The organism is Pseudomonas nitroreducens, assembly GCF_024170165.1.
Classification (GTDB): domain Bacteria; phylum Pseudomonadota; class Gammaproteobacteria; order Pseudomonadales; family Pseudomonadaceae; genus Pseudomonas; species Pseudomonas nitroreducens_C.
The window spans coordinates 194,835-221,069 of the sequence record NZ_JALJXP010000012.1 but is presented as its reverse complement, the minus strand read 5'-3'; the positions used below and the strand labels follow the sequence as shown (position 1 = coordinate 221,069).

27 protein-coding genes are annotated in these 26,235 nt (G+C 66.2%); 14 read left to right on the top strand and 13 right to left on the bottom strand.

From position 1 onward, the window contains the following. Positions 1 to 193: 193 nt before the first annotated feature. Positions 194 to 1,231 carry a patatin-like phospholipase family protein gene (locus J2T47_RS22850; RefSeq protein ID WP_253451952.1) on the bottom strand — a complete coding sequence of 346 codons (1,038 nt, stop codon included), beginning with the start codon at positions 1,229 to 1,231 and terminating at the stop codon, positions 194 to 196. Positions 1,232 to 1,339: 108 nt separating this feature from the next. Here J2T47_RS22850 and selD point away from each other — a divergent pair, with 108 nt between their 5' ends. Both selD and mnmH read left to right on the top strand, forming a co-directional pair. Then, the gene (gene selD / locus J2T47_RS22845) at positions 1,340 to 2,374 is read left to right on the top strand and encodes a selenide, water dikinase SelD (protein ID WP_253451949.1); all 1,035 of its coding nucleotides are present in this window, start codon (positions 1,340 to 1,342) and stop codon (positions 2,372 to 2,374) included. After that, complete coding sequence (gene mnmH / locus J2T47_RS22840) at positions 2,374 to 3,474, top strand: tRNA 2-selenouridine(34) synthase MnmH (RefSeq protein ID WP_253451946.1); 1,101 nt, start codon at positions 2,374 to 2,376, stop codon at positions 3,472 to 3,474. The genes selD and mnmH overlap by 1 nt, the downstream gene beginning before the upstream one ends. Positions 3,475 to 3,713: 239 nt before the next feature. Here the strand turns inward: mnmH and J2T47_RS22835 are convergent, their stop codons facing one another. Next, positions 3,714 to 4,061 carry a GFA family protein gene (locus J2T47_RS22835; protein ID WP_081520654.1) on the bottom strand — a complete coding sequence of 116 codons (348 nt, stop codon included), beginning with the start codon at positions 4,059 to 4,061 and terminating at the stop codon, positions 3,714 to 3,716. A 152-nt stretch (positions 4,062 to 4,213) separates the two neighbouring features. On the opposite strand from J2T47_RS22835, the gene J2T47_RS22830 reads away from it, so the two are divergent. Together J2T47_RS22830 and J2T47_RS22825 are read left to right on the top strand one after the other, a co-directional pair. Next, positions 4,214 to 4,492 (top strand): hypothetical protein, encoded by a 279-nt coding sequence (locus J2T47_RS22830; protein WP_253451943.1) that lies wholly within the window; start codon positions 4,214 to 4,216, stop codon positions 4,490 to 4,492. Positions 4,493 to 4,569: 77 nt separating this feature from the next. Next, a complete protein-coding gene (locus J2T47_RS22825) occupies positions 4,570 to 5,178 on the top strand; it encodes a flavin reductase family protein (protein WP_253451940.1) in 609 nt (202 codons plus the stop codon). A 24-nt stretch (positions 5,179 to 5,202) separates the two neighbouring features. Here J2T47_RS22825 and J2T47_RS22820 read toward each other — a convergent pair whose 3' ends face one another. Beyond that, complete coding sequence (locus J2T47_RS22820) at positions 5,203 to 5,577, bottom strand: hypothetical protein (protein WP_253451937.1); 375 nt, start codon at positions 5,575 to 5,577, stop codon at positions 5,203 to 5,205. A gap of 274 nt (positions 5,578 to 5,851) precedes the next feature. Between J2T47_RS22820 and J2T47_RS22815 the strand changes: the two genes are divergently transcribed. After that, positions 5,852 to 7,822: a methyl-accepting chemotaxis protein gene (locus J2T47_RS22815; RefSeq protein WP_253451934.1), complete on the top strand. Its 1,971-nt coding sequence runs from the start codon at positions 5,852 to 5,854 to the stop codon at positions 7,820 to 7,822. Here J2T47_RS22815 and J2T47_RS22810 read toward each other — a convergent pair. Continuing rightward, a complete protein-coding gene (locus J2T47_RS22810) occupies positions 7,790 to 9,538 on the bottom strand; it encodes a SulP family inorganic anion transporter (protein ID WP_253451931.1) in 1,749 nt (582 codons plus the stop codon). The two genes, J2T47_RS22815 and J2T47_RS22810, sit on opposite strands and share 33 nt — an antisense overlap. Before the next feature lie 280 nt (positions 9,539 to 9,818). After that, entirely contained in the window at positions 9,819 to 10,823 is a 1,005-nt protein-coding gene (locus J2T47_RS22805; RefSeq protein ID WP_253451928.1) for an NADP-dependent oxidoreductase, read from the bottom strand. A 237-nt stretch (positions 10,824 to 11,060) separates the two neighbouring features. On the opposite strand from J2T47_RS22805, the gene J2T47_RS22800 reads away from it, so the two are divergent. The 3 genes from J2T47_RS22800 (at position 11,061) to J2T47_RS22790 (ending at position 14,003) form a co-directional block, all read left to right on the top strand. Then, positions 11,061 to 11,822 carry an SDR family oxidoreductase gene (locus tag J2T47_RS22800; protein ID WP_081520647.1) on the top strand — a complete coding sequence of 254 codons (762 nt, stop codon included), beginning with the start codon at positions 11,061 to 11,063 and terminating at the stop codon, positions 11,820 to 11,822. A 288-nt stretch (positions 11,823 to 12,110) separates the two neighbouring features. Next, a complete protein-coding gene (locus tag J2T47_RS22795; protein ID WP_253451925.1) occupies positions 12,111 to 13,001 on the top strand; it encodes a bile acid:sodium symporter family protein in 891 nt (296 codons plus the stop codon). Between the two features lie 702 nt (positions 13,002 to 13,703). After that, positions 13,704 to 14,003: a LasR-specific antiactivator QslA gene (locus tag J2T47_RS22790; protein WP_253451922.1), complete on the top strand. Its 300-nt coding sequence runs from the start codon at positions 13,704 to 13,706 to the stop codon at positions 14,001 to 14,003. Positions 14,004 to 14,430: 427 nt separating this feature from the next. Here the strand turns inward: J2T47_RS22790 and J2T47_RS22785 are convergent, their stop codons facing one another. From J2T47_RS22785 to J2T47_RS22775, 3 genes are read right to left on the bottom strand one after another with little or no spacing between them, the layout of a single operon-like run. Further along, a complete protein-coding gene (locus tag J2T47_RS22785) occupies positions 14,431 to 15,594 on the bottom strand; it encodes an AAA family ATPase (RefSeq protein WP_253451920.1) in 1,164 nt (387 codons plus the stop codon). Between the two features lie 54 nt (positions 15,595 to 15,648). Beyond that, a complete protein-coding gene (locus J2T47_RS22780; protein ID WP_253451917.1) occupies positions 15,649 to 16,848 on the bottom strand; it encodes a benzoate/H(+) symporter BenE family transporter in 1,200 nt (399 codons plus the stop codon). 13 nt (positions 16,849 to 16,861) lie between these two features. Then, positions 16,862 to 17,464: a LysE family translocator gene (locus J2T47_RS22775; protein ID WP_253451914.1), complete on the bottom strand. Its 603-nt coding sequence runs from the start codon at positions 17,462 to 17,464 to the stop codon at positions 16,862 to 16,864. A 342-nt stretch (positions 17,465 to 17,806) separates the two neighbouring features. Between J2T47_RS22775 and J2T47_RS22770 the strand changes: the two genes are divergently transcribed. After that, positions 17,807 to 18,448 carry a hypothetical protein gene (locus J2T47_RS22770; protein WP_253451911.1) on the top strand — a complete coding sequence of 214 codons (642 nt, stop codon included), beginning with the start codon at positions 17,807 to 17,809 and terminating at the stop codon, positions 18,446 to 18,448. On the opposite strand, the gene J2T47_RS22765 is transcribed toward J2T47_RS22770, so the two are convergent. Next, the gene (locus tag J2T47_RS22765; protein ID WP_253451908.1) at positions 18,445 to 18,888 is read right to left on the bottom strand and encodes a MarR family winged helix-turn-helix transcriptional regulator; all 444 of its coding nucleotides are present in this window, start codon (positions 18,886 to 18,888) and stop codon (positions 18,445 to 18,447) included. The two genes, J2T47_RS22770 and J2T47_RS22765, sit on opposite strands and share 4 nt — an antisense overlap. An 82-nt stretch (positions 18,889 to 18,970) precedes the next feature. On the opposite strand from J2T47_RS22765, the gene J2T47_RS22760 reads away from it, so the two are divergent. From J2T47_RS22760 to J2T47_RS22745, 4 genes are all read left to right on the top strand, one after another. Beyond that, a complete protein-coding gene (locus J2T47_RS22760) occupies positions 18,971 to 20,128 on the top strand; it encodes a PLP-dependent aminotransferase family protein (RefSeq protein WP_253451905.1) in 1,158 nt (385 codons plus the stop codon). Between the two features lie 10 nt (positions 20,129 to 20,138). Further along, complete coding sequence (locus tag J2T47_RS22755) at positions 20,139 to 20,741, top strand: glutathione S-transferase family protein (RefSeq protein ID WP_253451902.1); 603 nt, start codon at positions 20,139 to 20,141, stop codon at positions 20,739 to 20,741. Between the two features lie 367 nt (positions 20,742 to 21,108). Then, positions 21,109 to 21,570, top strand: a complete 462-nt coding sequence (locus tag J2T47_RS22750; protein WP_253451900.1) for a bacteriohemerythrin — start codon at positions 21,109 to 21,111, stop codon at positions 21,568 to 21,570. Between the two features lie 97 nt (positions 21,571 to 21,667). After that, positions 21,668 to 22,519 (top strand): cache domain-containing protein, encoded by an 852-nt coding sequence (locus J2T47_RS22745; protein WP_253451898.1) that lies wholly within the window; start codon positions 21,668 to 21,670, stop codon positions 22,517 to 22,519. Positions 22,520 to 22,583: 64 nt separating this feature from the next. Here the strand turns inward: J2T47_RS22745 and folE are convergent, their stop codons facing one another. From folE to J2T47_RS22725, 4 genes are all read right to left on the bottom strand, one after another. Next, a complete protein-coding gene (gene folE, locus J2T47_RS22740) occupies positions 22,584 to 23,129 on the bottom strand; it encodes a GTP cyclohydrolase I FolE (RefSeq protein WP_024765420.1) in 546 nt (181 codons plus the stop codon). 144 nt (positions 23,130 to 23,273) lie between these two features. Further along, entirely contained in the window at positions 23,274 to 23,831 is a 558-nt protein-coding gene (locus J2T47_RS22735; protein WP_253451894.1) for a Smr/MutS family protein, read from the bottom strand. A 68-nt stretch (positions 23,832 to 23,899) separates the two neighbouring features. Then, positions 23,900 to 24,220, bottom strand: coding sequence for a hypothetical protein (locus J2T47_RS22730; RefSeq protein ID WP_253451891.1), 321 nt, complete (start codon positions 24,218 to 24,220; stop codon positions 23,900 to 23,902). A 173-nt stretch (positions 24,221 to 24,393) separates the two neighbouring features. Next, on the bottom strand, positions 24,394 to 24,990 hold the full coding sequence (locus tag J2T47_RS22725; RefSeq protein ID WP_081520633.1) for a cysteine hydrolase family protein: 597 nt from the start codon (positions 24,988 to 24,990) through the stop codon (positions 24,394 to 24,396). A 180-nt stretch (positions 24,991 to 25,170) separates the two neighbouring features. Between J2T47_RS22725 and prmB the strand changes: the two genes are divergently transcribed. Beyond that, the gene (gene prmB / locus J2T47_RS22720; protein WP_253451887.1) at positions 25,171 to 26,085 is read left to right on the top strand and encodes a 50S ribosomal protein L3 N(5)-glutamine methyltransferase; all 915 of its coding nucleotides are present in this window, start codon (positions 25,171 to 25,173) and stop codon (positions 26,083 to 26,085) included. Positions 26,086 to 26,235: the final 150 nt, after the last annotated feature.

Here is a 26,235-nt window from a genome sequence, read left to right as displayed (position 1 = left end):
AAACTGCGCTTCAACGAGGCCTCCTGAACGGGGCCCTTCGGAGTGCGCGGATATTTCTCTGGAAGTCTTCAAGAGCCAAAGCCAAAGCCGGATCAATGCGCAGGCTCTTCGTAGGAGCGAGCTTGCTCGCGAACCGCCCAAAGTCGAAACCTGCCCGCGATTCATCGCTCTTGTCGGAAGAGCACCAGCCCGATCAGTAAGGATTCTCCGCCTCATACCGATCCAGCGTATCGCTGGCGATCTGCCGGCCGAGGGCGATGAGTTCGGGGGCCTTGTAGAACTCGAAGAAGCGGCAGACCCGCTTGGGCACGTTGATCAGGATGTCCGGCGGGTAGCCGGCGATCTTGTACTGCGCGAGCGATGTCTGCATCACCTCGAAGCTCTGGTTCACCAGCTCCAGCAGCGAGGCCGGGCTGCTGCTGTCGATCACATGGCTGCCGGTGGCCGAGCGCGGCGAGCCCTTGGCCTGCGGGGCGGCGGCGGGTTGCTGCATTTCCGGCTCGGCGGGCTCTTCGGAGGCGGCCGGCACCGGGTGCAGCAGGGCGTCGGCGATCAGTTCGGGTGGCGGTTCGACGTCGCCGCGGCGGAAGAAGCTGAGCTTGTTCGACAGCCCGGAAATCACCGAGTCGAAACGGCCCTTGAGTGCCGCGGGGCGCTCGATCACCGGCAGCGAATACTGGCGCTGGTTGGTGGCGTTGAGGTTGACCGCGACAATCAGGTCGGCATGGGTCGACACCACCGGCACGATCGGCAGCGGGTTCAGCAGGCCGCCGTCCACCAGCATGCGGGTGCCCTGCATGACCGGAGTGAACAGGCTGGGGATCGCCGCCGAGGCGCGCATGGCCTGGTGCAGGCAGCCTTCCTGGAACCAGATTTCCTGCTGGTTGGTGAGGTCGGTGGCCACTGCCGTGTAGGGGATCGGCAGCTGCTCGATGTCGATCTCGCCGAGCATTTCGTGGATCTTGCCGAAGACCCGCTCACCACGGATGGCGCCGAGGCGGAAGCTGACGTCGAGCAGGCGTAGCACGTCGAGGTAGTCCAGGCTTTCCACCCAGTCGCGGTATTCGCCGAGTTTTCCGGCGGCGTAGATGCCGCCGATCACCGCGCCCATCGAGCAGCCGGCGATGCACACCACCTCATAGCCGCGCCGTTCGATCTCCTCGATCACTCCGATATGCGCATAACCGCGCGCGCCGCCGGAACCGAGTACCAGCGCGATCTGTTTTGACATGGGGCAACTCCGAGTTACGAACCCTGCGACGATACGCCCGGGGCAGCGGCCGCGCCAAGCCGGGCTTTGCTAGAATCGCCGTTTGATTTCCCTGCCCGGAGCCTCCCGATGAGCGAACCGATCCGCCTGACCCAGTACAGCCATGGTGCCGGCTGTGGCTGCAAGATTTCCCCCAAGGTCCTGGAGGTCATCCTCGCGGGCAGCGGCGCGCAGAACCTCGACCCCAGGCTGTGGGTCGGCAACGCCTCGCGCGATGACGCCGCCGTCTACGAAATCGACGCCGAGCGCGGCGTGGTGTCCACCACCGATTTCTTCATGCCGATCGTCGACGATCCCTTCGACTTCGGCCGCATTGCCGCCACCAACGCCATCAGCGACATCTACGCCATGGGCGGCGACCCGCTGATGGCCATCGCCATCCTCGGTTGGCCGGTGAACGTGCTGGCGCCGGAAATCGCCCGCGAAGTGATCGCCGGTGGCCGCAAGGTCTGCGACGAAGCCGGCATTCCGCTGGCCGGAGGGCACTCCATCGACGCTCCCGAGCCGATCTTCGGCCTGGCCGTCACCGGGCTGGTGGAGAAGCGCTTCATGAAGCGTAACGACACCGCTACTGCCGGCTGCAAGCTGTACCTGACCAAGCCGCTGGGCATCGGCATCCTCACCACCGCCGAGAAGAAGGCCAAGCTGCGCGCCGAGGACGTGGGCCTCGCCCGCGACTGGATGTGCACCCTGAACAAGCCCGGCGCGCGCTTCGGCAAGCTCGAGGGCGTGAAGGCGATGACCGACGTCACCGGTTTCGGTCTGCTCGGCCACCTGGTGGAAATGGCCGACGGCAGCGGCCTGACCGCGCGCGTGAGCTATGACGCCGTGCCGCGATTGGCCAGCGTCGAGTACTACCTGGAAGCCGGTTGCGTGCCCGGCGGCACCCTGCGCAACTTCGACAGTTACGGCGAGCGCATCGCGCCGCTGCCCGAGCTGCACAAGCTGCTGCTGTGCGACCCGCAGACCAGCGGCGGCCTGCTGGTGGCGGTGGAGCCGGACGGCGAGGCGCAGTTCCTCGCCACGGCGAAGGAGCTGGGCATGGACCTGGCGCCCATCGGCGAACTGGTCGGCCGACAGCGTCACGCGGTCGAGGTGATGTGATGCGCGACAACACCCGCCACTACCGCGAGCTGTTCCTCGGCGATGTGAAGATGATGGACGTGCGCGCCCCGGTCGAATTCGACAAGGGCGCGTTCCCCAACGTGATCAACCTGCCGCTGATGAATGACATCGAGCGGCAGAAGGTCGGCACCTGCTACAAGCAGAACGGCCAGCAGGCGGCCATTGCCCTGGGCCACGAGCTGGTCATGGGCAAGCTCAAGGCCGAGCGCATCGAAGCCTGGGCGAACTTCGCCAGGGCCAACCCCGAGGGCTACCTGTACTGCTTCCGTGGCGGATTGCGTTCGCAGATCACCCAGCAATGGCTGAAGACCGAGGCCGGCATCGAGTACCCGCGGGTGGTCGGCGGCTACAAGGCGATGCGCGGTTTCCTCTTCGACACCACCCGCGCCGCCGTTGAGGAATGCCAGTTCATGCTGGTGGGCGGCCTGACCGGCACCGGCAAGACCGAAGTCATCGCCCAGTTGGCCAACAGCCTGGACCTGGAAGGCCACGCCAACCATCGCGGCTCCGCCTTCGGCCGCCGCGCCACGCCGCAGCCTGCTCAGATCGATTTCGAAAACCGCCTGGCCATCGACATCCTGAAAAAGCGCCACGCCGGCATGGAGCAGTTCGTGCTGGAGGACGAAGGCCGCATCGTCGGCAGCTGCTCGGTGCCGCTGGAGCTGTACCAGGGCATGCAGCACTACCCGCTGGTATGGCTGGAAGACAGCTTCGAGCAGCGCGTGGAGCGCATCCTCAAGGACTATGTGGTCGACCTGTGCGCCGACCACGTGCAGGTGGTCGGCGAGGAGGGCGGTTTCGACTCCTTCGCCGCGTACTTGCGCAAGAGCTTGTCGGGCATCGTCAAGCGCCTGGGCGGCGAGCGTTACCAGCGCCTCGCTGCGATCATGGATGAAGCCCTGGAAGAGCAGAAGCGCAGCGGCGCGGTGGACCTGCACCGGGGCTGGATCGAAGGTTTGCTCGGCGAGTATTACGACCCGATGTATGCCTTCCAGCGCGAGAGCAAGGGCGAACGCGTGGAGTTCCGCGGCACCCAGGACGAAGTGGTCGAGTACCTGCGTTTCCGCGCCGAGCGCTGATCCCGGCGTTCCCCTACAGGTGCGGGCCATACCGGCCCGCACCGGCATCACGACGGAGCACCAACGTAGGATGGGTGGAGCTTGCGATACCCATGCTGCTGTCGGTGCATGAGAGCGATGGGTATCGCTTCGCTCCACGCCATCCTACTCAGGCGTTTGCCGGTGCGGCTGGCAGGGTGCGGTTCGCGAGCAAGTTCGCTCCTACAGGCGGTTGCTCGTGCTGGATGGGGCGGGCCGTCTCACACGCTCTTGCCGTCGTACTCCTTCACCGTCAGCCCCGCCAGGTCCACGCCCGGCAGGCAGCGCACATTGATCGCCGCCATCGGCGTGCCGTCCGGCATGGCGCCATAGGCCAGCGGCGCACAGCCGCAGGTGGGGCAGAAACGGTGTTCGATGCGATGGGTGTTGAACGTATAGGTGCTCATCGCACTCTCAGGAGTCGTCAGCTTCAGCTTGCCGCGCGGCACGAACCACAGGAGCGAGCCCTTGCGCCGGCAGATCGAGCAGTTGCATGACACGACTTCACCGACATCCCCTTCCACTTCGAACGCGATCTGCCCGCAATGGCAGCTGCCCTGGTGCACCATGATCCTTCTCCTTGTCGGGATACCCCGTGGGCAAACAGTGTAGTAGCCGCTTGAATGCCATCCGTCCGATGGCATACTGCGGCGCCGTCCGGCAGGCCTCTGCGCCGCGTTCTAAGCTGGATTCACCCCCGAATACTTCCAGGAGTTTCGTCATGCCGCGCATTCCCCTGATCATCGCCCTGCTGCTCGCCGTCGCCGGCTGCTCGGGCAAGACCGTCAACCGTGACAGCTGCGCCAACGAGCTGAACACCGCCTGGCACGAACTGGACCTGGCCAAGGCCGAAGGTTTCGCCGGCACCGTCAGCTACTCCAAGGCCGTCGGTCTGCTGACCGCCGCCAAGACCCAGCAGCAGGTCGAGGCCTACGACGGTTGCGCCGACAAGGCCAGCCGCGCGCGCTTCTACATCAAGGAATCCCGCGCCGGCCGCTGAGCCGCGTATCGCCGGGCCGCGTGAAGCGGCCCGTGCCTTTCCCACCGCATCGCCCGCCGTTCTGCCAGGATCAGCTCATGCAACTCGACTTAACCCAACTGTCCAAGGCCGAGGCCTACCGCTGGCTGGCCTCCACCGTCACGCCGCGGCCGATCGCCTGGGTCAGCACCTTGTCCGCGGACGGCCAGAGCAACCTGGCGCCGTTCAGCTTCTTCCAGGTCATCAGCGATTCGCCGCCGACCCTGCTGGTCAACACCAGCGTGCGCGAGGACGGCAGCGTCAAGGACACCCTGCGCAACGTGCGCGAGACCGGCGAGCTGGTGATCCACCTGGTCAGCGCCGCTCAGGCCGAGAACATGAACGCCACCGCCGCCTGGCTGCCCCACGGCGTCAGCGAGATCGAGCACGCCGGCATTGCCACGGTGCCCAGCGAACGCGTGGCGCCGCCCCGCGTGGTCGGCGCGCCGGTGGCCTTCGAATGCCAGTTGGCGGAAATCCTGCCGTACCCGGCGGAAAATCCCTCCAGCATGCTGATCTTCGCCCGCGTGCTGCTGGCGCACATCGACGAGTCGGTGATGCTGGACGAGCGCCACGTCGATCCGGCGAAGCTGGATCTGGTCGGGCGCCTGGGCGGCACCCAGTACAGCTACACCCGCGACACCTTCAGCATGATTCGTCCGAAGTAGGACGCCGCGCCTGGCGCAGCGGCGTCAGGCGAATTCCAGTTCCAGCCCGAGCTGCCAGTGGATGTCGCCCATGCGCGCGACGTCCAGCCGTTCGCCGAGGGCGAAGAGTTCCGCGAGCAGTGCGTCACGGCGGGTAAAGCCCAGCGTGCTGCCGTGAATCAGGCTGACGATATCGTGCACCAGGCACCAGCCGGCCTGCGCATCGAACCAGCCGTCCGGCCATTCACGCTCGACCTCTCCGCCAACCTGCGGGCACACGAAACGGCGGATCGGCAATTGCCCGCGAGCCAGCAGCAGCGGATCGAGGCGGCGCTGTTCGCGGTACAGCTCCGGCAGCAGGAGTTCCTGGGCGAATCCCGCCAGCGGGCGCTGCAGCATCAGTTGGTAATAGGCGTTCATCCGAGCACCTGGAGAAGAAGGACAGGGGTCGGAATCTGAACGGTCAGGCTGTCGGCTCGCTGTCAGCAATTTCTGAATACCTGCCTGGAAGGTTCTTTTCAGTGTTCTGGATACGACCTCCACGTATCTCTCTGCAGCATCACCGTGCCATCACCGCCGCGCCCTCTATCCAGTCGGTGTGCGGCGCTCCTAATGTTCCGGGCAAAAGCAACGATAACGATCAGGAGACCTTCGGGATTTCCTGCGGCGCCTTTTGCGGATGGGGGGAGAAGCCATGGTTGCCTTCGTGCAGCGTCGTCTGGCCGATATGGGAACGGCGAAGAAACTGGCCATCGGATTCGGCCTGGTGCTGTTGCTGACCGCTCTGGTGGCGGTGATCGGCGTGACCTCGCTACGGGCGATTTCCCAGCGCTTCGACCTGCTCGGCGATATGTCGACCATCAACCGCGAGTTGCTGGAGATGCGCCAGAGCGAGAAGGACTTCGTGATCGACGCCAGCGATACCTCCGCCAAGCGCCTGCGCGAACACGCCGGCAACCTCGGCGAGGCGGTGGCGCGACTCAAGGCCCGGCCGGAACAGGCCGCAGCCATGGCCCGCGTGGAGCAGGGCGTTGCCGACTACCTGGCCGCCTTCGCCAGCTTCGAGAAATCCAGCAAGAGCCGGCGTCTGTCGCTGGACGCCGCCACCTGGTCGGTGAGCGGCGCATCCAACAGCCTGGACATCCTGCAATCCAGCCTCGCCGATGACGGAGCCTACGAACTCAAGGACTCCCAGGGCCAGAAGGGCGAGGAACTGCTGCAGCAGGCCGCCCAGGTCAGCCAGCTCTACCGCCTGGTGCTGCAGGGCCTGAACGAGGCGCGCTCACGCATGGAGGCCGGCGGCGAGGGTGAAACCGACGGCGAGAAGGCCCAGGGAGGTCGCATCAAGTCCGCCGCCGAGGCGCTGGAGCTGTCCGCCAAGCTGCAGCAGGCGATCACCGATCCGACCTACGTTTCGGTGCTCAAGGACGTCATCACCAACATCAACGCCTTTGTCGAGAAGCTCGACGAGTACACCGCCAGCCTGGAGCAGGAAAAGCAGGTCCACGCGCAGATGAATGACCGCGCGGCGCTGGTCATGCAACAGGTCGACGATGCCTATGCTGCCCAGCGCGCGGCCATGCAGAGCCAATTGCGCACCAACACGCTGATGATCGTCGCTTCCGCGGCGCTGGCGCTGCTGGTTGGCGCACTGGCCTCGCTGCTGATCACCTGGATGATCGTGCGACCGCTGCGCCAGGTGATCGGCATGGCTCGGCGCATTGCCGAAGGCGACCTCAGCGTGAGCATCGAGGTGCGGCGCAAGGATGAGGTCGGCCAACTGATGGGCGCGGTCGGCAGCATGGCCGACAGCCTGCGCGGCATCGTCAGCCGCCTCAGCGACGGCGTGGGGCAGATCACTGCCTCGGCGCAGGCGCTGTCCAGCGTCACCGAGCGCACCCAGCACGGGGTGAACAGCCAGAAAGCCGAGACCGACCAGGTTGCCACGGCGATGAACCAGATGGCCGCCACCGTCCACGACGTGGCGCGCAATGCCGAGGAGGCCGCCAGCTCCGCCGAACAGGCCGACGGCAAGGTCGCCAGCGGGCAGGACGTGGTACGCCAGACCCTCGGTCGCATCGAACAACTGGCCGACGCCGTGCGCGCAGCCACCCAGAGCATCGAACAGCTCGGCCGCGAGAGCCAGAGCATCGGCAGCGTGCTGGACGTGATCAAGAACGTCGCCGAGCAGACCAACCTGCTGGCGCTGAACGCCGCCATCGAGGCGGCGCGGGCCGGCGAGCAGGGCAGGGGCTTTGCCGTGGTGGCCGATGAGGTGCGGGCGCTGGCGCGGCGCACCCAGCAATCCACCGCCGAGATCGAGACGCTGATCGCCGCCCTGCAGAATGGTGCGAATACGTCGGTGCAGCGCATGCAGCGCAGTCATGCGCTGGTGGAAATGACCGTGGGCGACGCGGTGCAGACCGAGGCCGCGCTGGGCACCATCGCCGCGGCGGTGGCGGTGATCCACCAGATGAACCAGCAGATCGCCGCCGCTTCCGAGCAGCAGAGCGCGGTGGCCGAGGAGATCAGTCGCAGCGTCAGCAGCATCCGTGGCATCGCCGACGAATCGGCGCAGGCCATGGAATCCACCGCGTCTTCCAGCGTCGAGCTGGCGCAGCTCAGCCGTGAGCTACAGGGGCTGGTCGGGCAGTTCCGTCTGTGATGCCGACGCCACCTGCTCGGCGGCGGCCTGTTCGCGCTTGCGCTGCTGGTGGACACGCCGGTAGGCGTTGACGCCCGCGCGTACCGAGCTGAATACCAGCGGCGGCTTCACCTCGCCCAGAGCGCCGGAGCGCTTGAGCATCGCCAGCGTCTCGCCGGTCACCCGCGCCAGGGACAGGTGCACGCCTTGTGCATCGAGGGTCTGTTGCGCTTCGCGCAGCGACGTCAGGCCGCTGATGTCCAGGTTGAGGATGCCCTCGGCATTGAGCAGCACCGCGCGCGCGTTCGGTGCTTCGGCCACTACTTCCAGCAGACGCTGTTTGAAGTAGTCGGCGTTGAAGAACAGGATCGGCGCGTCGAACCGGTAGATCACCAGCCCCGGCAGGGTGCGAGCATTGGGGTATTGCTCCAGCTCCACCTGGCCATCGATGCCATGCACCCAGCCCATCACCGCGTCGTGCGGGCGATAGGTGAGATAAAGCAGACGCAGCAGGGCGAGCATGATCGCGACGAAGATGCCCGGCAGCACGCCGACGCTGAGCACGCCGGCCGTGGTCAGCACGCACAAGCCGAACTCGAACCGGCTCAGCGCCCAGAAACCGCGCAGCGCGCGGAAGTCGATCAGCCCCCAGCCGGCCATCAGCAGCACCGCGCCCAGCGCCGGCATCGGTACCCAGCCCAGCGGCTTGCTGAACAGCAGCAGGACCAGGCCGATCACCAGCGCGGCGACCACCCCGACCAGCTGGCTCTTGCCGCCGACCATGTCGTTCACCGCGGTGCGCGAGTCGGCGCCGCTGATGACGAAGCCCTGGGAAATCCCCGCGCCGATGTTGGCCATGCCCAGCGCCATGAACTCGTGGTTGGCATCGATGGCGTAGCCGTGGCGGGCGGCGAAGCTGCGTGCAGTGAGCATGGCGCTGCAGAAGCTGACGATGGTGATGCCCATGGCATCGCGGAACAGGCTGCCCAGCTCCTCGACGCTGGTCTTCGGCCAGCTCAGCTGTGGCAGGCCCTGGGGTACTTCGCCGAGCAGCTTGATGCCGTACTGGTCCAGGCCGAACAGGGCGGCGATCAGCGAGGCGAACAGCACACCCACCAGGGCGCCGGGAATCTTCGGGTAGCGGCGTGGCAGCAGGATCATCAGCGCCAGGGTGCCGATGCCCAGCGCCAGGGTCGGCAGGTGCGTGTCGGCGAGGTTGCGCACCAGGGCTATCAAGCCGCGGACGAAGCCACTGGTCTCGCTGTGGTAGCCGAGAATCTTGCCCAGTTGCCCGGCGATCAGGCTCAGGCCGATGCCGTTCAGGTAGCCCACCAGCGTGGGCCGCGAGAGGAAGCTGGCGACGAAGCCGGCGCGGGCGAAGCCGGCGGCGATGGACAGCGCTCCGACCATGACCGCGACTATCATCGACAGCTGCAGCAGGCGCTCCGGGTTGCCCGCCGCCAGCGGCGTGATGGCCGCCGCGACCATGGCGGCGGTGGCGGCGTCCGGGCCGACCATCAGCTGCCGCGAGCTGCCGACGATGGCGTAGATCAGCATTGGCAGGATGCAGGCGTACAGCCCTACCTGCGGCGGGAAGCCGATGATCTGCGAATAGGCGATGGCGGTGGGAATCTGCACCGCGGCCACCGACAAGCCAGCCTGCACATCACGCGGCAGCCAGTCGAAACGGTAGTGCAGCAGGCTGTCCAGACCGGGCAGCCAACGGGCGAAGGACATTCGGGGGGATCTTCCTTGGAGTCGACCAGGGGAAATCCTAGCTGGAAAGGCTCAACAGAGCTTGTCGGATATCATCGAGATAGAGCGCGGAAAGCGTGCAGGCGGTGAGGGCTTGTCTGTAGGAGCGAGCTTGCTCGCGAACATTCCCTTCGGCAATGCCGGTGCGGGGCGGGTTCGCGAGCAAGCTCGCTCCTACAAGATCAAGAGCGCCTCTCCCTTCAGGGAGAGGGCGGGGAGAGGGCCGGCGTGTGCACCGAACGGGGCACCTGCGACGGTGCGGTCAGACCTTGAGCACCAGCTTGCCGAAGTTCTCGCCGCTGAACAGCTTGGCCAGGGTCTCGGGGAAGGTTTCCAGGCCCTCGACGATGTCTTCCTTCGACTTCAGCTTGCCCTCGGCGATCCAGCTCGCCATGTCCTTGAAGCCTTCCTGGAAGCGGTGGGCGTAGTCCATCACCACCATGCCTTCCATGCGCGCGCGGTTGACCAGCAGCGACAGATAATTGGCCGGGCCGCGTACGGCTTCCTTGTTGTTGTACTGGCTGATTGCGCCGCAGATCACCACCCGCGCCTTAGGCGCCAGGCGGGCCAGCACGGCGTCGAGGATGTCGCCGCCGACGTTGTCGAAGAACACGTTCACGCCCTTGGGGCACTCGCGCTTGAGGCCGGCGTTGACGTCCTCGGCCTTGTAGTCGATGGCACCGTCGAAGCCCAGTTCGTCGATCAGGTAGCGGCACTTGTCGGCGCCACCGGCGATGCCGACCACGCGGCAACCCTTGATCTTGGCGATCTGCCCGACCACGCTGCCCACCGCGCCGGCAGCGCCGGAGACCACCACGGTGTCACCGGCCTGGGGCAGACCGACGTCGAGGAAGCCGAAATAGGCCGTCATGCCGGTCATGCCCAGCGCGGACAGGTACAGCGGCAGCGGCGCGCGCTGGCTGTCGACCTTGTAGAAGCCCTTGGGCTCGCCGAGGAAGTAGTCCTGCACGCCGAGGGCGCCGTTCACTTCGTCGCCGACCTTGAAGTCCGGGTGCTGCGAGGCGATCACCTTGCCCACGCCCAGGGCGCGCATCACGTCGCCGATGGCCACCGGGGCGATGTAGGACTTGGCGTCGTTCATCCAGCCGCGCATGGCCGGGTCCAGCGACAGGTACTGGTTCTTCACCAGGATCTGACCGGGGCCGGGCTCGCCGACCGGGGTTTCCACGTAGGCGAAGGTGTCGCGGGTGGCGGCGCCGACCGGGCGCTGGGCGAGCTGGAACTGACGGTTGATCTGGGCGGACATGGCAGTGGACTCAGTCAGGGGGAAAGCCTAGGTGATAGTCCGCGCGCGGCGTTGGGGCAAGTTTCGTCCGCCGGGGGAATGTTCGTCCATCGGTTCCAGTGATCCGGATTTGGCTGAATCATCATCGGCATGGATGCAACGACGTTGTCCCGCCTGATAGTGCTTCGCGCCCGCAACGCGCTGGCTAGACTGCGACGGTTATCCCCATTCGCTTCGCAACGCTTTCGAGGAACGCTCATGAGTCAGCTGCTTTCCGGCCAGGTCGCCCTGGTCACCGGCGCCGCCAACGGCATCGGCCGCGCCACTGCCCAGGCCTTCGCCCAGCAGGGTGTGAAGGTCGTGGTATCCGACGTCGACGCCAAGGGCGGCGAAGGCACCGTCGAGCTGATCCGCGCGGCGGGTGGCGAGGCGACCTTCATCCGTTGCGACGTGACCCGCGACGCCGAGGTCAAGGCGCTGGTCGAAGGCACCGTGGCCGCCTACGGCCGCCTGGACTACGCCTTCAACAACGCCGGCATCGAGATCGAGAAGGGCAAGCTGGCGGACGGCGAGGAAAGCGAGTTCGACGCCATCATGGGCGTCAACGTCAAGGGCGTCTGGCTGTGCATGAAGCACCAGATTCCGGTGATGCTGGAGCAGGGCGGCGGCGCCATCGTCAACACCGCCTCGGTCGCAGGTCTGGGCGCCGCACCGAAGATGAGCATCTACGCCGCCTCCAAGCACGCGGTGATCGGCCTGACCAAGTCCGCCGCCATCGAGTACGCGAAGAAGAAAATCCGCGTCAATGCGGTGTGCCCGGCGGTGATCGACACCGACATGTTCCGCCGCGCCTACGAGGCCGACCCGAAGAAGGCCGAGTTCGCCGCCGCCATGCATCCGGTGGGCCGCGTCGGCCGCGTCGAGGAAATCGCCTCCGCGGTGCTCTATCTGTGCAGCGACCACGCCGGCTTCACAACCGGCATCGCCCTGCCGGTGGATGGCGGGGCCACGGCGATCTGATCGTCTTAGGGCAGCGTTGGTGCAGGGGGCTAGCCCCTGCACCAACGCTGCCACGTCACACCTGTAGGAGCGAGCTTGCTCGCGAACGAATTTCCCGGACGCTTCGGCGCTGGGCGGTTCGCGAGCAAGCTCGCTCCTACGAAAAGCCCGCTAGCCGTGTGATCCCTCCCTGATCGCTACAAACTTTCGCATTTTGTTACAGGAAGATGGGGTATTGGCCTGCAAGGCCAGTTACAAGCGCCCAAGAGGCCGAAAGAATCGGCCCACACCAGTTGGAGAATAATGACAATGACCAACGATCCCTTGCTGACGCTGTTCATGCCCATCGCCCTGGGCATCATCATGCTGGGCCTCGGCCTGTCCCTGACCATCGCCGACTTCGCCCGCGTGGTGCGCTACCCCAAGCCCGTGCTCATCGGCCTGGTCTGCCAGATCATCCTGCTGCCCCTGGCGTGCTTCCTCATCACCCTGGGCTTCGCCCTCGAAGCGGCGCTGGCCGTGGGCATGATGCTGCTCGCTGCATCGCCCGGCGGCACCACCGCGAACCTCTACAGCCACCTGGCCCACGGCGACGTGGCGCTGAATATCACGCTGACCGCGGTGAACTCGGTGATCGCCATCCTCACCATGCCGCTGATCGTGAATCTGTCGCTGCTGTACTTCATGAACGACGGCCAGACCATCCCGCTGCAGTTCGCCAAGGTGGTGCAGGTGTTCATCATCGTCCTCGGTCCCGTGGCCATCGGCATGATCGTGCGGCGCCTGCTGCCGAGCGTGGCAGCGGTGCTGCAGAAGCCGGTGAAGATCCTCTCCGCGCTGCTGCTGGCGGTGATCATCGGCGTGGCGGTGACCAAGGACTGGCAGACCTTCCTCGCCTATGCACCCATCGTTGGCGCGGCGGCGCTGTGCTTCAACCTGCTGAGCCTGGCCCTGGGCTACTGGATTCCGCGCCTGCTCAAGCTGTCCAAGCCGCAATCCATCGCCATTGGCATGGAAATCGGCATCCACAATGGCACCCTCGCCATCGCCCTGGCGCTCAGCCCGATGCTGCTGAACAACAAGACCATGGCGATCCCGGCGGCCATTTACGGCGTGCTGATGTTCTTCACCGCCGGGCTCTTCGGCTGGTGGGTCAGCCGTGGCGTGGCCAAGACCGCACCGGAGCAGGCGCCCGCCTGACGCCCGGATGTTCCCTGCAGGAGCGGGCCATGCCCGCAATCGCGCGCATGGCGCGCTCCTGCAGGTGATCTCTGCGTTAACCGGCCGGCTAGGGAACGGGTTGCGCCAGCGACCTTTCCTGCATCGGTCCATCTTCCTACGCAAATGCGACAAGGTACTCGGGAAGCGTCCTGCACCGGCGTCGGAAGAACCGGTAGCATGCCGCATTGCTGTGCCTGCAAGGCCGCCGGTAAGGTTTCCGGGTCGCGACGGTTGTCGTGACCTGGGTGTGGAAACCCGGTGTTTGCTACGTAGGCGCGGTAGCGCCATGGCGGTTTGACTGGCGCTTTTTTGTGCCCGTCAGGTGCTGTCTATGGCGGGATCGTGCGAGGCGGGCTTCGGCCCGGCCGGGTCCTACGTAGCCGGTATTTCCACCCTTGCACGGTCCCGCCACCCTTCAGTGGAAAGTTGGGCGAGTCGGGTTCCTCCCATCACTACGTAGGAACTGAACGATGCACTACCCCGCTTTTACCCCCGCGCACCACCGGCAACACCCCTCTGGAATTCCTTCTAGCGACTAATTGAACTGGCTGAACCCTCGGTGCTCACCACCCTGCCGGGCACCTGAGATTTGCAGCAGGCCGCCGGGTGTATTGGGAGCCTGGCGGCCCTTTGGAGATGGATCGACGTCCGCGCCCGCGAGCGCGGCAAAGGGAGTTTTCAATGAGAGACAAGAAGGTGCGCAACACGAGATTCCACATCTGCCACATTCCGCAGGCCGATGGCTGGCCGGGGCTGGCACTGGAGTGGCCGATGGATTGCCAGCCGGCCGCTGACGCCGGCGTGGCCCGCGTCGAGCAATGGTTCGCCGAGCGGCACAAATCCAACCTCTGGATGGCCTTGCATATGGGGCGACTGGACCAGGGACGAGGCTTCCATCAGGTTGCCTATGAAACGGCTTTCCTCTGGCGCCTGCAGCAACGCCTCATGGCCGCCGCCTCGCCAGCCGTCCTGAAGGTCTGAAGTCTCGGGTTCGAAAGCAAGCTCGCTCCCGTGGAGGCTGGTGGGGCGCCTACCTCCTCCCTGGCATCTCACCGGCTCCTGCGGGAGCGAGCTTGCTTGCGAATCCCCGGCCTCTGTCGTACAGGGCAGCGCTCTTTGCCCGCGAAACCTACCCAGCCTCATCAGGAAATACAGAGGTCCGGCGCCCCATGTAGGAGCGGGCCATGCCCGCGATCGCGCGCGGGGCGCGCTCCTGCAGGTTGGCGCCGTGCCTTGCCGGCGGGTTTCTCACGCTCCTGGCAGGTCGTAGGGCGGATAACGCGTCAGCGTTATCCACCGCCAGGGCATCGGCGGATAACCCGTTCCGGGTTATGCGCCCTACGTGCTTGGCGGACGAAGTCCGCTCCTGCGACCCTTTCAACTCCGGCATCGACCTGAAGGCGCGGACTCAATCCGGCCAATGCCACGCCGGAGCATCGAACATGCCCTGGTCGCGGATGCGCGTCTGGCCCAGTTCCTTGTCCAGGTGCAGGCAGTTGCACTCGGGGTGTTCCTCCAGCGTGGCAATCAGCCGGCTGGCGTGGGACACGACCCAGACCTGGGTGTGCTTAGAGGCAGCGATGATCAGGCGCCCGAGCGCCGGCAGCAGGTCCGGGTGCAGGCTGGTTTCCGGTTCGTTGAGTACCATCAGCGACGGCGGGCGCGGGGTGAGCAGGGCGGCGACCAGCAACAGGTAGCGCAGGGTGCCGTCGGAGAGTTCCGCCGCGCTCAGCGGGCGCAGCAGGCCGTATTGCTTCAGCGCCACGGCGAAGCGCCCGCCGGGCTGGCAGTCGATCTGTAGTTCGGCGCCGGGGAAGGCGTCGGTTATCGCAGTTTCCAGCGCGGTGGCGTCGCCGATTTCGCGGATGGTCTGCAGGGCGGCGGCAAGGTCGCGGCCGTCGTGGTGCAGCACTGGGGTGCGAGTGCCGAGTTGCGGCTGCCGCGCCGCGGCGTCGGCGTCGGTGCGGAAATGATCGTAGAAGCGCCAGCCGCGAATCTGCTCGCGCAGCAGCAGGGCTTCGGGGCAATCCGAGCCGCTGCCGATCTGGGTGAACAGGCTGTCGAAGGTCGGAATGTGCTGCTCCAGCACCTGCCAGCTGCGGCCCTCGCGGGCGCGCAGCATCGGGCCGTTGCGCTCCACCAGTTGCGAGGCGGGGCGGTACCAGGGGCCGGCCCAGATGCTTTCGTGCTTGATCTCCGGGTCCAGGCCGAAGGCGCTGACCACCGGCGGTGGCGGCAGGCCGAGGGCGATGGTGTAGCCGAAGTCCTCGCCGGCAAAGCCCAGGCGCAGGCGCTTGACCTCGTTGCGCGGGCCGCCCTGGACTTCCACTTCACCCGTGCGCATGCGCCGCGAATGGGTTTCCGGCCCGGCCCAGAAGGTGGATTCCAGCCCGCCCTCGCGCGCCAGGGCATTCACCACGCCGCCCTGGGCGGTTTCGGCGAGCAGGCGCAGGGCGCGGTAGAGGTTGGATTTGCCGCTGCCGTTGGCGCCGGTGATCAGGTTCAGCCGGCCCAGCGGCAGCACCAGCGAGTTGATCGAGCGGTAGTTGGCGACGGCCAGGGTGTGCAGCATGCGGGGCGATCCGGTTCGGGCAATCGCCCGCATGCTAGCAGAAGGGTTGCGTCTTTACGGCGCGCGGCGCCAGTTCAGCACCAGCTGGGTCAGCAGGCCGGCCACCAGGCCCCAGAAGGCCGAACCGACGGAGAACAGGGTGAAGCCCGAGGCGGTGACCAGGAAGGTGACCATCGCCGCTTCGCGCTGGCGCGCGTCGGCCATGGCGTTGGTCAGGCCGTTGGTAATCGAGCCGAGCAGGGCCAGCGCGGCGATGGACAGCACCAGCGCCTTGGGCAACGCGGCGAACAGCGCGGCCAGGGTGGCGCCGAAGATGCCGGCGATGCCGTAGAACAGCCCGCACCAGAGCGCGGCGGTATAGCGCTTGTGCGGATTCTCGTGGGCTTCCGGGCCGGTGCAGATGGCCGCGCTGATGGCCGCCAGGTTGATGCCGTGGGAGCCGAACGGCGCCAGCAGCAGCGAGGCGATGCCGGTAGTGGAGATCAGCGGCGAGGCGGGCACCTGGTAGCCGTCGGCGCGCAGCACGGCGAGGCCGGGCATGTTCTGCGAGGCCATGGCGACGATGAACAGCGGGATGCCGATGCTGATGGTGGCGGCCAGGGAGAAGCTCGGCGTGGTCCACACCGGCCTGGCGACTTCCAGCTGGAAGTGGCTGAAGTTGAGCAGGCCGAGGAAGCCGGCCAAGGCGACGCCCACCAGCAACGCGGCGAAGACTGCATAGCGCGGCGACAGGCGCTTGGCGACCAGGTAGCTGACGAACATCGCCACCACCAGTGCCGTCTGCTGCTGCGCGGCGTTGCAGATTTCGATGCAGATGCGGAACAGCACGCCGGCCAGTAGCGCCGAGGCCAGCGAGCCGGGCACCTGGCGCATCAGGCGCTCGAAGCTGCCGGTGACGCCGCAGATCGTGATCAGCGCGGCGCAGACGATGAACGCACCGATGGCTTCGCCGTAGGGCACGCCGGGCAGGCTGCTGATCAGCAGCGCGGCGCCGGGGGTGGACCAGGCGATGACGATGGGCGTGCGGTAGCGCAGGGTCAGGCCGATGGTGGTCAGGGCCATGCCGATGGACAGTGCCCAGATCCATGAGGAAATCTGCGCGGTGGTCAGGCCCGCTGCCTGGCCGGCCTGGAACATCAGCACCAGCGAGCTGGTGTAGCCGGTGAGCATGGCGACGAACCCGGCGACGATGGCGGCGGGGGAGGAGTCTGCCAGCGGGCGCAGTGGCGCGGAGGCGGGTGTGGTGTCAGTCATGCACGAACTTCCATCAGGTGCGGGTGAACAGAGGGTAGAGCGAAGCGACCAGCAGTGCCGCCATGCCGACGTTGAACAGGCGCAGCCGCAGCGGATCTTCCAGCCAGCGCCGCAGCAGGCTGCCGAGTACGGTCCAGACGCCCACGCTGGGCAGGTTGACCACGGCGAACAGGGTGGCGATCAGCACCACGTTGCCGATCCAGCTGTTGGCCGGCAGGTAGGTGGCGATGGCGCCCACGGCCATCACCCAGGCCTTGGGGTTGACCCACTGGAAGGCGGCGGCCTGGAGGAAGGTCATCGGCTTGGCGCTATGCTCGCCCTTCGCCTCGGGCGCGCCGGAGCGGGCGATCTTCCAGGCCAGATACAGGAGGTAGGCGCCACCGGCATAGCGCAGCGCGGTGTAGGAGGCCGGGAAACGCTCGAACAGCTGGTGCAGGCCCAGGCCCACGGCGACCACCAGCAGCAGGAAGCCGATGCTAATGCCGAGCATGTGCGGAATGGTGCGGCGTACGCCGAAGTTCACGCCCGAGGCCAGCAGCATCATGTTGTTGGGGCCGGGGGTGATGGAGGTGACGAAGGCGAACAGCACGAAGGCGCCGAGGAGTTCGAGGGGCATGGCGGGGTACCGGTCTTGTTCTGGGGCTACTTTTTGTGGAGCCTTGTGCCAGGGGGTTCCCTCTCCCTAACCCTCTCCCTGAAGGGAGAGGGGACCGTGTGGTGCAGGTTGAAGCCAAAGTGTCAGCCGGCACGGACAGCTCCCTCTCCCTTCAGGGAGAGGGCGGGGGAGAGGGGCGCCCCACGCAGAGTCTCAATTAGGACCAGCCTAATCCCGCAGGCTCCGGGCTGTCCCATAACAGCCAGCACCCGAGTGGCCCGTACAGTGAGAGCGGCAGTGGCATGGGCGGGGATGCGCCGGTATGGTGCGGGAATGCCGTGCAACTGATGGAAGATCGCCACCATGGAACAGAATCCCTACGCCGCCCCCAAGGTCGAGCTGGTGGATCAGAGCGCTCCGGGCGCCTTTCTCGGCGGGCGCTGGAACCCTGGCCATCTGCGTCTGCTCGGCGGCCTGAGCCTGGCGCTGCTGCTGTGCAACCTGGTGCTTTTCGCCCTGTCGTTCGCCGCCGCGCTGCATGAATCGACCACCTGGCAACGCTACGAACTCTGGGGCGGTGTGCTCAGCACGCTGCTCGGCTGCTTCCTGCTCTGGCGCGCCCGCAGCTTTCTCGAGGATCGCTTCAACGCCCGCGGGCTGGCCTGGCCGGTCGGGCTGTCGATTGCCGTGGCGCTGGTGATGCAGGTCTACAGCCTGATCTTCGACGAGCAGCTCAGTGGTGAGCTCAATGGCGCGCTGATGGGCTTCATGGGCCTGTTCGTGCCCACCGGTATCGTCACCCTGTGGTACGGCATCCGCCTGTTGAAGATCGAGCTGCCTTACCCGTCGGTGAAGATCATGGGCTGGCTGGAGGTCACCTCCGGCGTGTGTCTGCTCAGCGTCCTGCTGTTCCTGCCTGGCACCGCGCTGGCGATGGCCAGCCTGCTGCCGCTGGCGCTGATGTTCCTGCGCGCCGCCCGCGAGCTGGAAGCGGCTGTCCGCTAGTCCTCTTCCTGCGACCAGGCGATGGCCTGATTGACCGCCAGCCAGCCGCGTACGGCATCTTCTCCGGCCTCGTCGAAGGCGCGTTGCAGCAGGCGTCCCTGTTCCTGGCGCAGGGCCTTTTCCAGCTTGCCGCCTTCGGCCGTCAGCTCCAGCAGGCGCCGGCGCTTGTCGTCGGCGCAGGCTTCGCTGCGGAGCAGATCGCGCTCCAGCAGTTGGCGCAGCGGCACGTTCAGTGCCTGCTTGGTCACGCCCAGGGCGGACAGCAACTGGCTGACGCTCAGTCCCGGATTGCGCGCGATGAAGAACAGGATGCGGTGGTGCACCCGGCTCAGGCCGCGGCGTGCCAGCATCTCGTCGGGTTTCGCGGTGAAGGCCCGGTAGCTGTAGAAGAAGGCTTCCATGGCCTGGAGTTGCAGGGCATTTTTTATTAGGTCAGGCATATTGACGTATCCGTCTCGGGCGTCGTAGCTTCGGTCAAGCAGTTTGACTCATTCTTCCGTGCTCCCGCTACCGGTGACTCCCATGGCCTTCTCCGAACGCATCGCCCGACTGAAAAGCTCTCTGATCCGTGAAATCCTCGCCGCGGCGCAGCGCCCGGAGGTGATGTCCTTCGCCGGCGGCCTGCCCGCCGAGCCGATGCTGCCGAAGGTGAACTGGGATGCGATGCCGGCGAGCATGGGCCAGTACGGCATGAGCGAAGGGGAGCCGGCACTGCGCGAGGCCATCGCGGCCGAAGCGCGTGCGCTGGGCGTGCCCTGCGGGGCGAGCCAGGTGCTGATCGTCAGCGGCTCGCAGCAGACGCTCGACCTGGCCAGCAAGCTGTTCATCGATCCGGGCACCGAAGTGCTGCTCGAAGCGCCGACCTACCTTGCCGCGCTGCAGGCCTTCCAGCTGTTCGGCGCGAACTGCCTGACCGTGCCGCTGGGCGCCGAAGGCCCGGACGTCGCTGCGCTGCGCCAGCGCCTGCAGACCAGCAAGCCGGCCTTCGCCTACCTGATCCCGACCTTCCAGAATCCGTCCGGCGTGCGCTACAGCGAACAGCGCCGCGATGAGGTGGCCGCCGTGCTCGACGAGTTCGGCGTGACCCTGATCGAGGACGAACCCTACCGCGAGCTGGTGTTCGATGAAGGTGCCGCGACCCCGCTGGTCAGTCGCCTGAAGCGGTCCAGCTGGATCTACACCGGCACCGTGTCCAAGACGCTGCTGCCTGGCCTGCGCGTGGGCTTCCTGATCGCCACGCCGGACCTGTTCCCGCACCTGCTGCGGCTGAAACAGTCCGCCGACCTGCACACCAACCGTGTTGGCCAGTGGCAGGCGTTGCAGTGGTTCGGCACCGAGGCTTACCGTGGGCATCTGGCCGAGCTGCGTGATTTCTACCGCATCCGCCGCGATGCCATGCAGGCGCAGCTTGAGCAGCATTTCGCCGAGCTGGCCGAGTGGAACGTGCCCCAGGGCGGGCTGTTCTTCTGGCTCCGCCTCAAGCAGCCGCTGGACACCCGCACGCTGCTGGACGCGGCGCTGGCGCAGAACGTGGCCTTCATGCCCGGTGAGCCTTTCTTCACCGAGCCGGATGCCAATCCCGGCTATTTGCGGCTTAACTTCAGCCACGTGGCGCCCGAACGCGCCGGTGAAGGGCTTCGTCGCCTGGCCGCGGTGATCCGTGAAGCCCAGGCCCAGTGAGGAGATGAGCATGTACACCGTTTACGGCGATCAATTGTCCGGCAACTGCTACAAGGTCAAGCTGGCCCTGCACCTGCTCGGGCTGCCTTACCAGTGGCGCGAGATCAACATCCTCAAGGGCGAGACGCAGACCGCCGAGTTCCTGGCGATGAACCCCAACGGCAAGGTGCCGGTCCTCAGGCTCGAAGACGGCACCTGCCTGTGGGAATCCAACGCCATCCTCAATTTCCTCGCCGATGGCAGCGACCTGCTGCCCAGCGAGCCGCGCCTGCGCACCCAGGTGCTGCAATGGCAGTTCTTCGAGCAGTACAGCCATGAGCCCTACGTGGCGGTGGCTCGTTTCATCGAGTTCTACCTCGGCCTGCCCGAGGAGCGCCGCGAGGAATACGCGCGCTGCCACAAGGGCGGCTACAAGGCGCTGAAGGTGATGGAAAAGCAGCTGGAGCAGACGCCTTATCTGGTGGGCGACACCTATTCCATCGCCGACATCACCCTGTACGCCTACACTCATGTGGCGCACCAGGGTGGTTTCGACCTGTCGAACTTCCCGGCGATCAATGCCTGGCTGGCGCGGGTGGCCGATCACCCGCGGCATGTGGGCATGCAGGACTGACTGTCGCGCCTGGCCCTGGAAAACGCCGCTTCCCTGGAAGCGGCGTTTTTCGTTGTGCGCCCGGTGCTCTTGGTAGGAGCGAGCTTGCTCGCGAACAGGCTTCCGGCAACACCGGACCTTGGGCGATTCGCGAGCAAGCTCGCTCTTACAGACTGATTCTGGCGTCGGTGAAGTAAACAGGCAAAACGCCATCAGACGAATCCGAAAGAACCGCTCTAAACCGCGGATTCCGGCGCTTTGGGGTTGACCGGCATCATGGCGGCGTTTTGTCGCCCTCCCTAATCTGGACGCGCTGCCAGCGGGATGTACCGATGTGGCCGGGCGCGAGCGGCAGGCAGTGTCGTCGCCTGGCATGGGGAGGGGAAAGATGGCCTATCTGGTCTGGCAGGCGGATCTCGACACCGGGATCGGAGTGATCGACGCACAGCACAAGCGCATCGTCGAAATGATCAACCAGCTGCACGAGGCCCAGGCCCATCACGACCGGGCCCTGCTCGGCGGCGTGATCGAGGAACTGGTCGACTACACCATCTCGCACTTCGCCTTCGAGGAGACCCTGCTGGAAGACTCCGGTTACCAGTTCACCCGCGCGCACAAGAAGGTCCATGAGCTCTTCATCAAGCGCGTTTCCGATTACCGCACGCGCTTCGAGGCCGGCGAGGACGTCGCCGAGGAGCTCAAGGGCCTGCTCGGCCGCTGGCTGTTCAACCATATCCGCAACGACGACGCCAATTACGTGGACGCGGTGAAGGCGACCATGCACGAGCTGACCCGTGACCAGGGCCATGGCGGCTGGCTCTCGCGCTCGATAAAACGATTCTTCGGCTGAATCGCCCGCTGTTTCGGCAGTGAATGCCGACGCGAATCGCCCCTGGCTGGCTATGCTCTGAGCACAACTACAAGCAATGCCACGGGGGTATTCGCGCATGAAGACGCTGTTGAAGTCACTGTTGCTGCTTTCTTTCCTGTCGTCCTTCCCATTGTTCGCCGCCCAGTCGAGCGCCACCTCAGGCTCTGACGACCAGCGCGCCAAGGCGCTGCTGTCCAAGGCGGTGGCCGCCTACAAGCAGGAGGGCGACAAGGCCTTCGCGGCGTTCAGCCGCCAGGGCGAGTTCGTCGATGGCGACCTCTATGTGTTCGTGGTGGACAGCAAGGGCACCATGCTCGCCAGCGGCGGGCCGTCGGTGGTGTTGATCGACCGCGACGTTTCCTCCACCCTCGATCCTTCGCTGCAGGCGCAGTTCGCCAAGGCGCTGAAGTCGCCGGAGACCGGCAAGGTGCAGCAGGCCGATTACCGCTGGAAGAACTGGGCGGACGGCAAGGTCGAACGCAAGCACGTCTATTACCAGCGCGTCGGCGAGCGCTTCCTCGCGGTGGGCTACTACATCCCGCGCGCTTCGGCGCAGCAGGCGGCGGCCATGCTGGACAAGGCGGTGAAGGCAGTCGAAGCCGATCCGCAGGGCACCTTCAAGAAGATCAATGCGCGGGACAAGACCTTCATTGAGGATGACCTGTATGTCTTCGTGGTCGACCTGGACAGCTCGAAGTTCGTCGCCCACGGCTTCAACACCCGCATGGTCGGCACCGACTTCGACTCGCTGAAGGACCCGGGTGGCAACCCCATCGGCCACGCCATGCTGGAGCTGGTGAAGGCGAAGGGCGAGGCCGAGTTCGAATACCAGTGGCGCAACCCGGTGACCAGCAAGGTGGAGAACAAGCACGCCTTCCTGCGCAAGGCCGGTCACTATCTGGTGGCGGTGGGTTACTACACCCGCTGATGCCTTCTTGCAGGCACAAAAAAAACCGGCCTGAGGGCCGGTTTTTTCATGGCAACGACTCGCTTCAGCGGATCAGGCTGAGGAACTCGCTGCGGGTCGCGGCGTTCTCGCGGAACTCGCCGAGCATCACCGAGGTGACCATGGAGGAGTTCTGCTTCTCCACACCGCGCATCATCATGCACATGTGCTTGGCCTCGATCACCACGGCCACGCCCAGCGCGCCGGTGACCTGCTGCACGGCCTCGGCGATCTGCCGCGACATGTTTTCCTGTATCTGCAGACGACGGGCGTACATGTCGACGATGCGCGCGACCTTGGACAGGCCCAGCACCTTGCCGTTGGGGATGTAGGCGACGTGGGCCTTGCCGATGAAGGGCAGCAGGTGGTGCTCGCACAGCGAGTAGAGCTCGATGTCCTTGACCAGCACCATTTCGCTGTTGTCGGAGCTGAACAGGGCGCCGTTGACGATCTCCTCCAGCGTCTGCTGGTAGCCGCGGCAAAGGTACTGCATGGCCTTGGCGGCACGCTTGGGCGTGTCGACCAGACCTTCGCGGGTGACGTCCTCACCGAGCTGGCTGAGGATCGCGGAGTAGTTTTGTTCCAGGGACATGGATCTACCTGTGGCAATGACAAAAATAAAAACCGTGGCGCAGGGTAGGGCGCGAAGCCCCCTCTGGCAAGGCCCGCGCGCCGGTTGGCGCGTTATGCCCGGCGCTTTGGCGCCAGGCGTGCAACCAGGATTTGCCTGGGGGATTTACTCGTCGCGGCCTTCGAGCATGGTGCGCCGCAGCATCACGTAGATGGCGCCGGTGCCGCCATGGCGTGGCAGGCAGGAGGCGAAGCCGAGCACCTGCGGGTGCTGGCGCAGCCAGGTGTTCACGTGGCTCTTCACCATCGGGCTGCGGCCGTCGACGCGGGCGGCCTTGCCGTGGGTGACGCGGACGCAGCGGATCTCGAAACGGGTGGCTTCGGCGATGAAGTCCCAGAGGGTTTCGCGGGCGGTCTCGATCTTCATGCCGTGCAGGTCGAGGCTGCCCTCGAAGGCGATCTGGCCGGCCTTGAGCTTGCGGATCTGGCCTTCCTGGACGCCGTCGCGGGCCCAGTAGAGTTCGTCTTCGGGGCCGACGTCGATGACGAACTGGTCGGACAGGCCATCCACGCGGATGTTCTCGGTGCGCACGCTCGCGTTCTGCCGCAGCTCCTTGAGCTGCTTGCGGTCGGTCTTGGGTTTGCCGGTGTCGGCCTGGTCCACGGTGATGCGCTTGACGCCGCGCATCTCGCGGGCGAATTGGGAAAAGTCGTCGTCTTGCATGCGCACCTCCTCGAAGAGCCGCGCAGTCTAACGGATCGTGCCGGTCCTACGGAAATTCACCGAGGCAATCAGTTGCGGCGCTTCATCAGCCGCGGCGACAGGCTCAGGCCATCGCGGCCACGGGCTCGGCGGCGGGCGGCGCGCCAGAAGGTGACGCCCAGCCACAGGCAGAACAGGCCGATCACCAGGAGTACGGCGCCGGCGCCCGGTTCGATGTGCAGCACTCCCACCGCGGGCTGACGGCGGAGCAGGGCGGCGACGCCGGCCATGCTGGACAGGATGCCGAAGGTGGCGATCACCGCGGCTACGGCGGCGGCAAAGCGCCAGCGCCAGCGGCCCGGACGTTTCGGGCGCAGGCTGGGTGGATCGAATTTCTCGGTCATCTTCATCCCGACTTCCTCATCTGTTGAACGAGGCTATGACCGGTGGGGAGGGGTGGGGTTCCAACCCCAGGGTCGGGAAGCGCGGCGAACCCGCCAAGCGAGCGGGTTCGCGGGCTTTCGCGCCTAAGCTGAGCCTAACCCCGGGCGCTTGTCGCTGCCGCCCGTCGGGACGAATGGCTTCAGACCAGCGCCTGGGCCTGGGCGACCACGGCGGCGAAGTTGTCGCCCAGGGCGGCGATTTCCGCGCGGTGCAGGTCACGGGCGGCGAGCACGCCACCTTCGGGGGTGGGAATGTCGCGGGTGGCGCAGGCAGCGTCCACCAGGGTGCAACGGTAGCCGTAGTCCTTGGCGGCACGGACGGTGGTGCTGATGCTGGAGTGGGTCATGAACCCGCAGACGATCAGGTCCAGGCGGCCGCTGGCCTGCAGGCGGTCATGCAGGTCGGTTCCGGCGAAGGCGTTGGGCAGGCGCTTGTCCACCACTACCTCGCCCGGCAGCGGCGCGAGTTCGGGCAGGAAGCGGCCGCGCGGGCCCTGCGGGTCGAGCAGGCCGCCGACCACGCCCAGGTGGTGCACGTGGACGATGGGAGTGCCCATGTTCCGGGCCGTCTCCAGCAGCAGGCGAATCTGCGCCACCGCCGCGTCCAGGTCAGGCAGGGCGAGCACGCCGCTGCGATATTCCTCCTGGGCGTCGATGATCAACAGAGTGCTCTGGCGCAGGGTGGCCGGCGGATATCCGCGCCCACTGATCTGCAGCATGCTGAGCGGATGGGACATGTCTGGACTCCTGTAAATGCATGTTCACTCATTGTGGGCCGTAACGCGTCCGCTGTGAATCTTTGCGAACTCGCGCCAAAGTGGTAATGGCATTCTTCGACGGAACCGCCCGGAGGCGCCCCAGCGCCCCTGCGCTGAGCTAGAATGCGCCCCTTTTTGCGAGCTGCGAGGACTGCTGCCGTGACCGAATCCCGTTTGCTGACCCTGCGTGACCACATCCGCTGGGCCGTCAGCCGCTTCCACGCCGAGGAACTGTTCTTCGGCCACGGTACCGACAACGCCTGGGACGAAGCCCGCCAGCTGGTGCTGGGCGCGCTGCACCTGCCCTGGGAAATGGCCGATGCCTACCTGGACTGCCGCCTCGAGGACGAGGAGCGCGACTACCTGATGCACCTGTTGCGCCGGCGCATCGACGAACGTGTACCGACTGCCTACCTGCTGGGCGAGGCCTGGTTCTGCGGCATGCCCTTCGTGGTCGACGAGCGCGTACTGGTGCCGCGCTCGCCCATCGCCGAGCTGATCGAGCGCCGCTTCGAGCCCTGGCTGGCGCAGGACCCCGCGCGCATCCTCGACCTGTGCACCGGCTCGGGTTGCATCGGCATCGCCTGCGCCAGTGCCTTCCCGGATTCCGAGGTGGTGCTGGGCGACCTGTCGTTCGACGCCCTGGAAGTGGCCAACATCAACATCGAGCGCCACGAGCTGGGCGAGCGCGTCTACACCGTGCAGGGTGATGGTTTCGAAGGCCTGCCGGGCCAGCGTTTCGACCTGATCGTGTCGAACCCGCCCTATGTCGACGCCGAAGACTTCGCCGACATGCCGGCGGAGTACCACCACGAGCCCGAGCTGGGCCTGGCCTGTGGCAACGACGGCCTGGACCTGGTGCGGCGCATGCTGGCCGAGGCCGGGGACCATCTGACCGAGCGCGGCACGCTGGTGGTGGAGGTGGGCAACAGCCAGGTGCACGTGGCGGCGCTCTACCCGGAAGTGGACTTCACCTGGCTGGACTTCGAGTACGGCGGCCACGGCGTGTTCCTGCTCTCGGCGCAGCAGTGCCGCGAGCATCAGGAGCTGTTCAAATCCCGCATCAAAGCCTGAATAGACCTGTAGGAGCGGGCCATGGCGAGGGGTTGGTGCGAGATCCGGCCAATCGTGGACGGAGTCCGCTGCTACGCGGCAGGTAGGTTTTGGGCAGGAGCGGACTTTGTCCGCGATCGCTCGTCGCTCCCGCCGGAATACGCAGGGGCG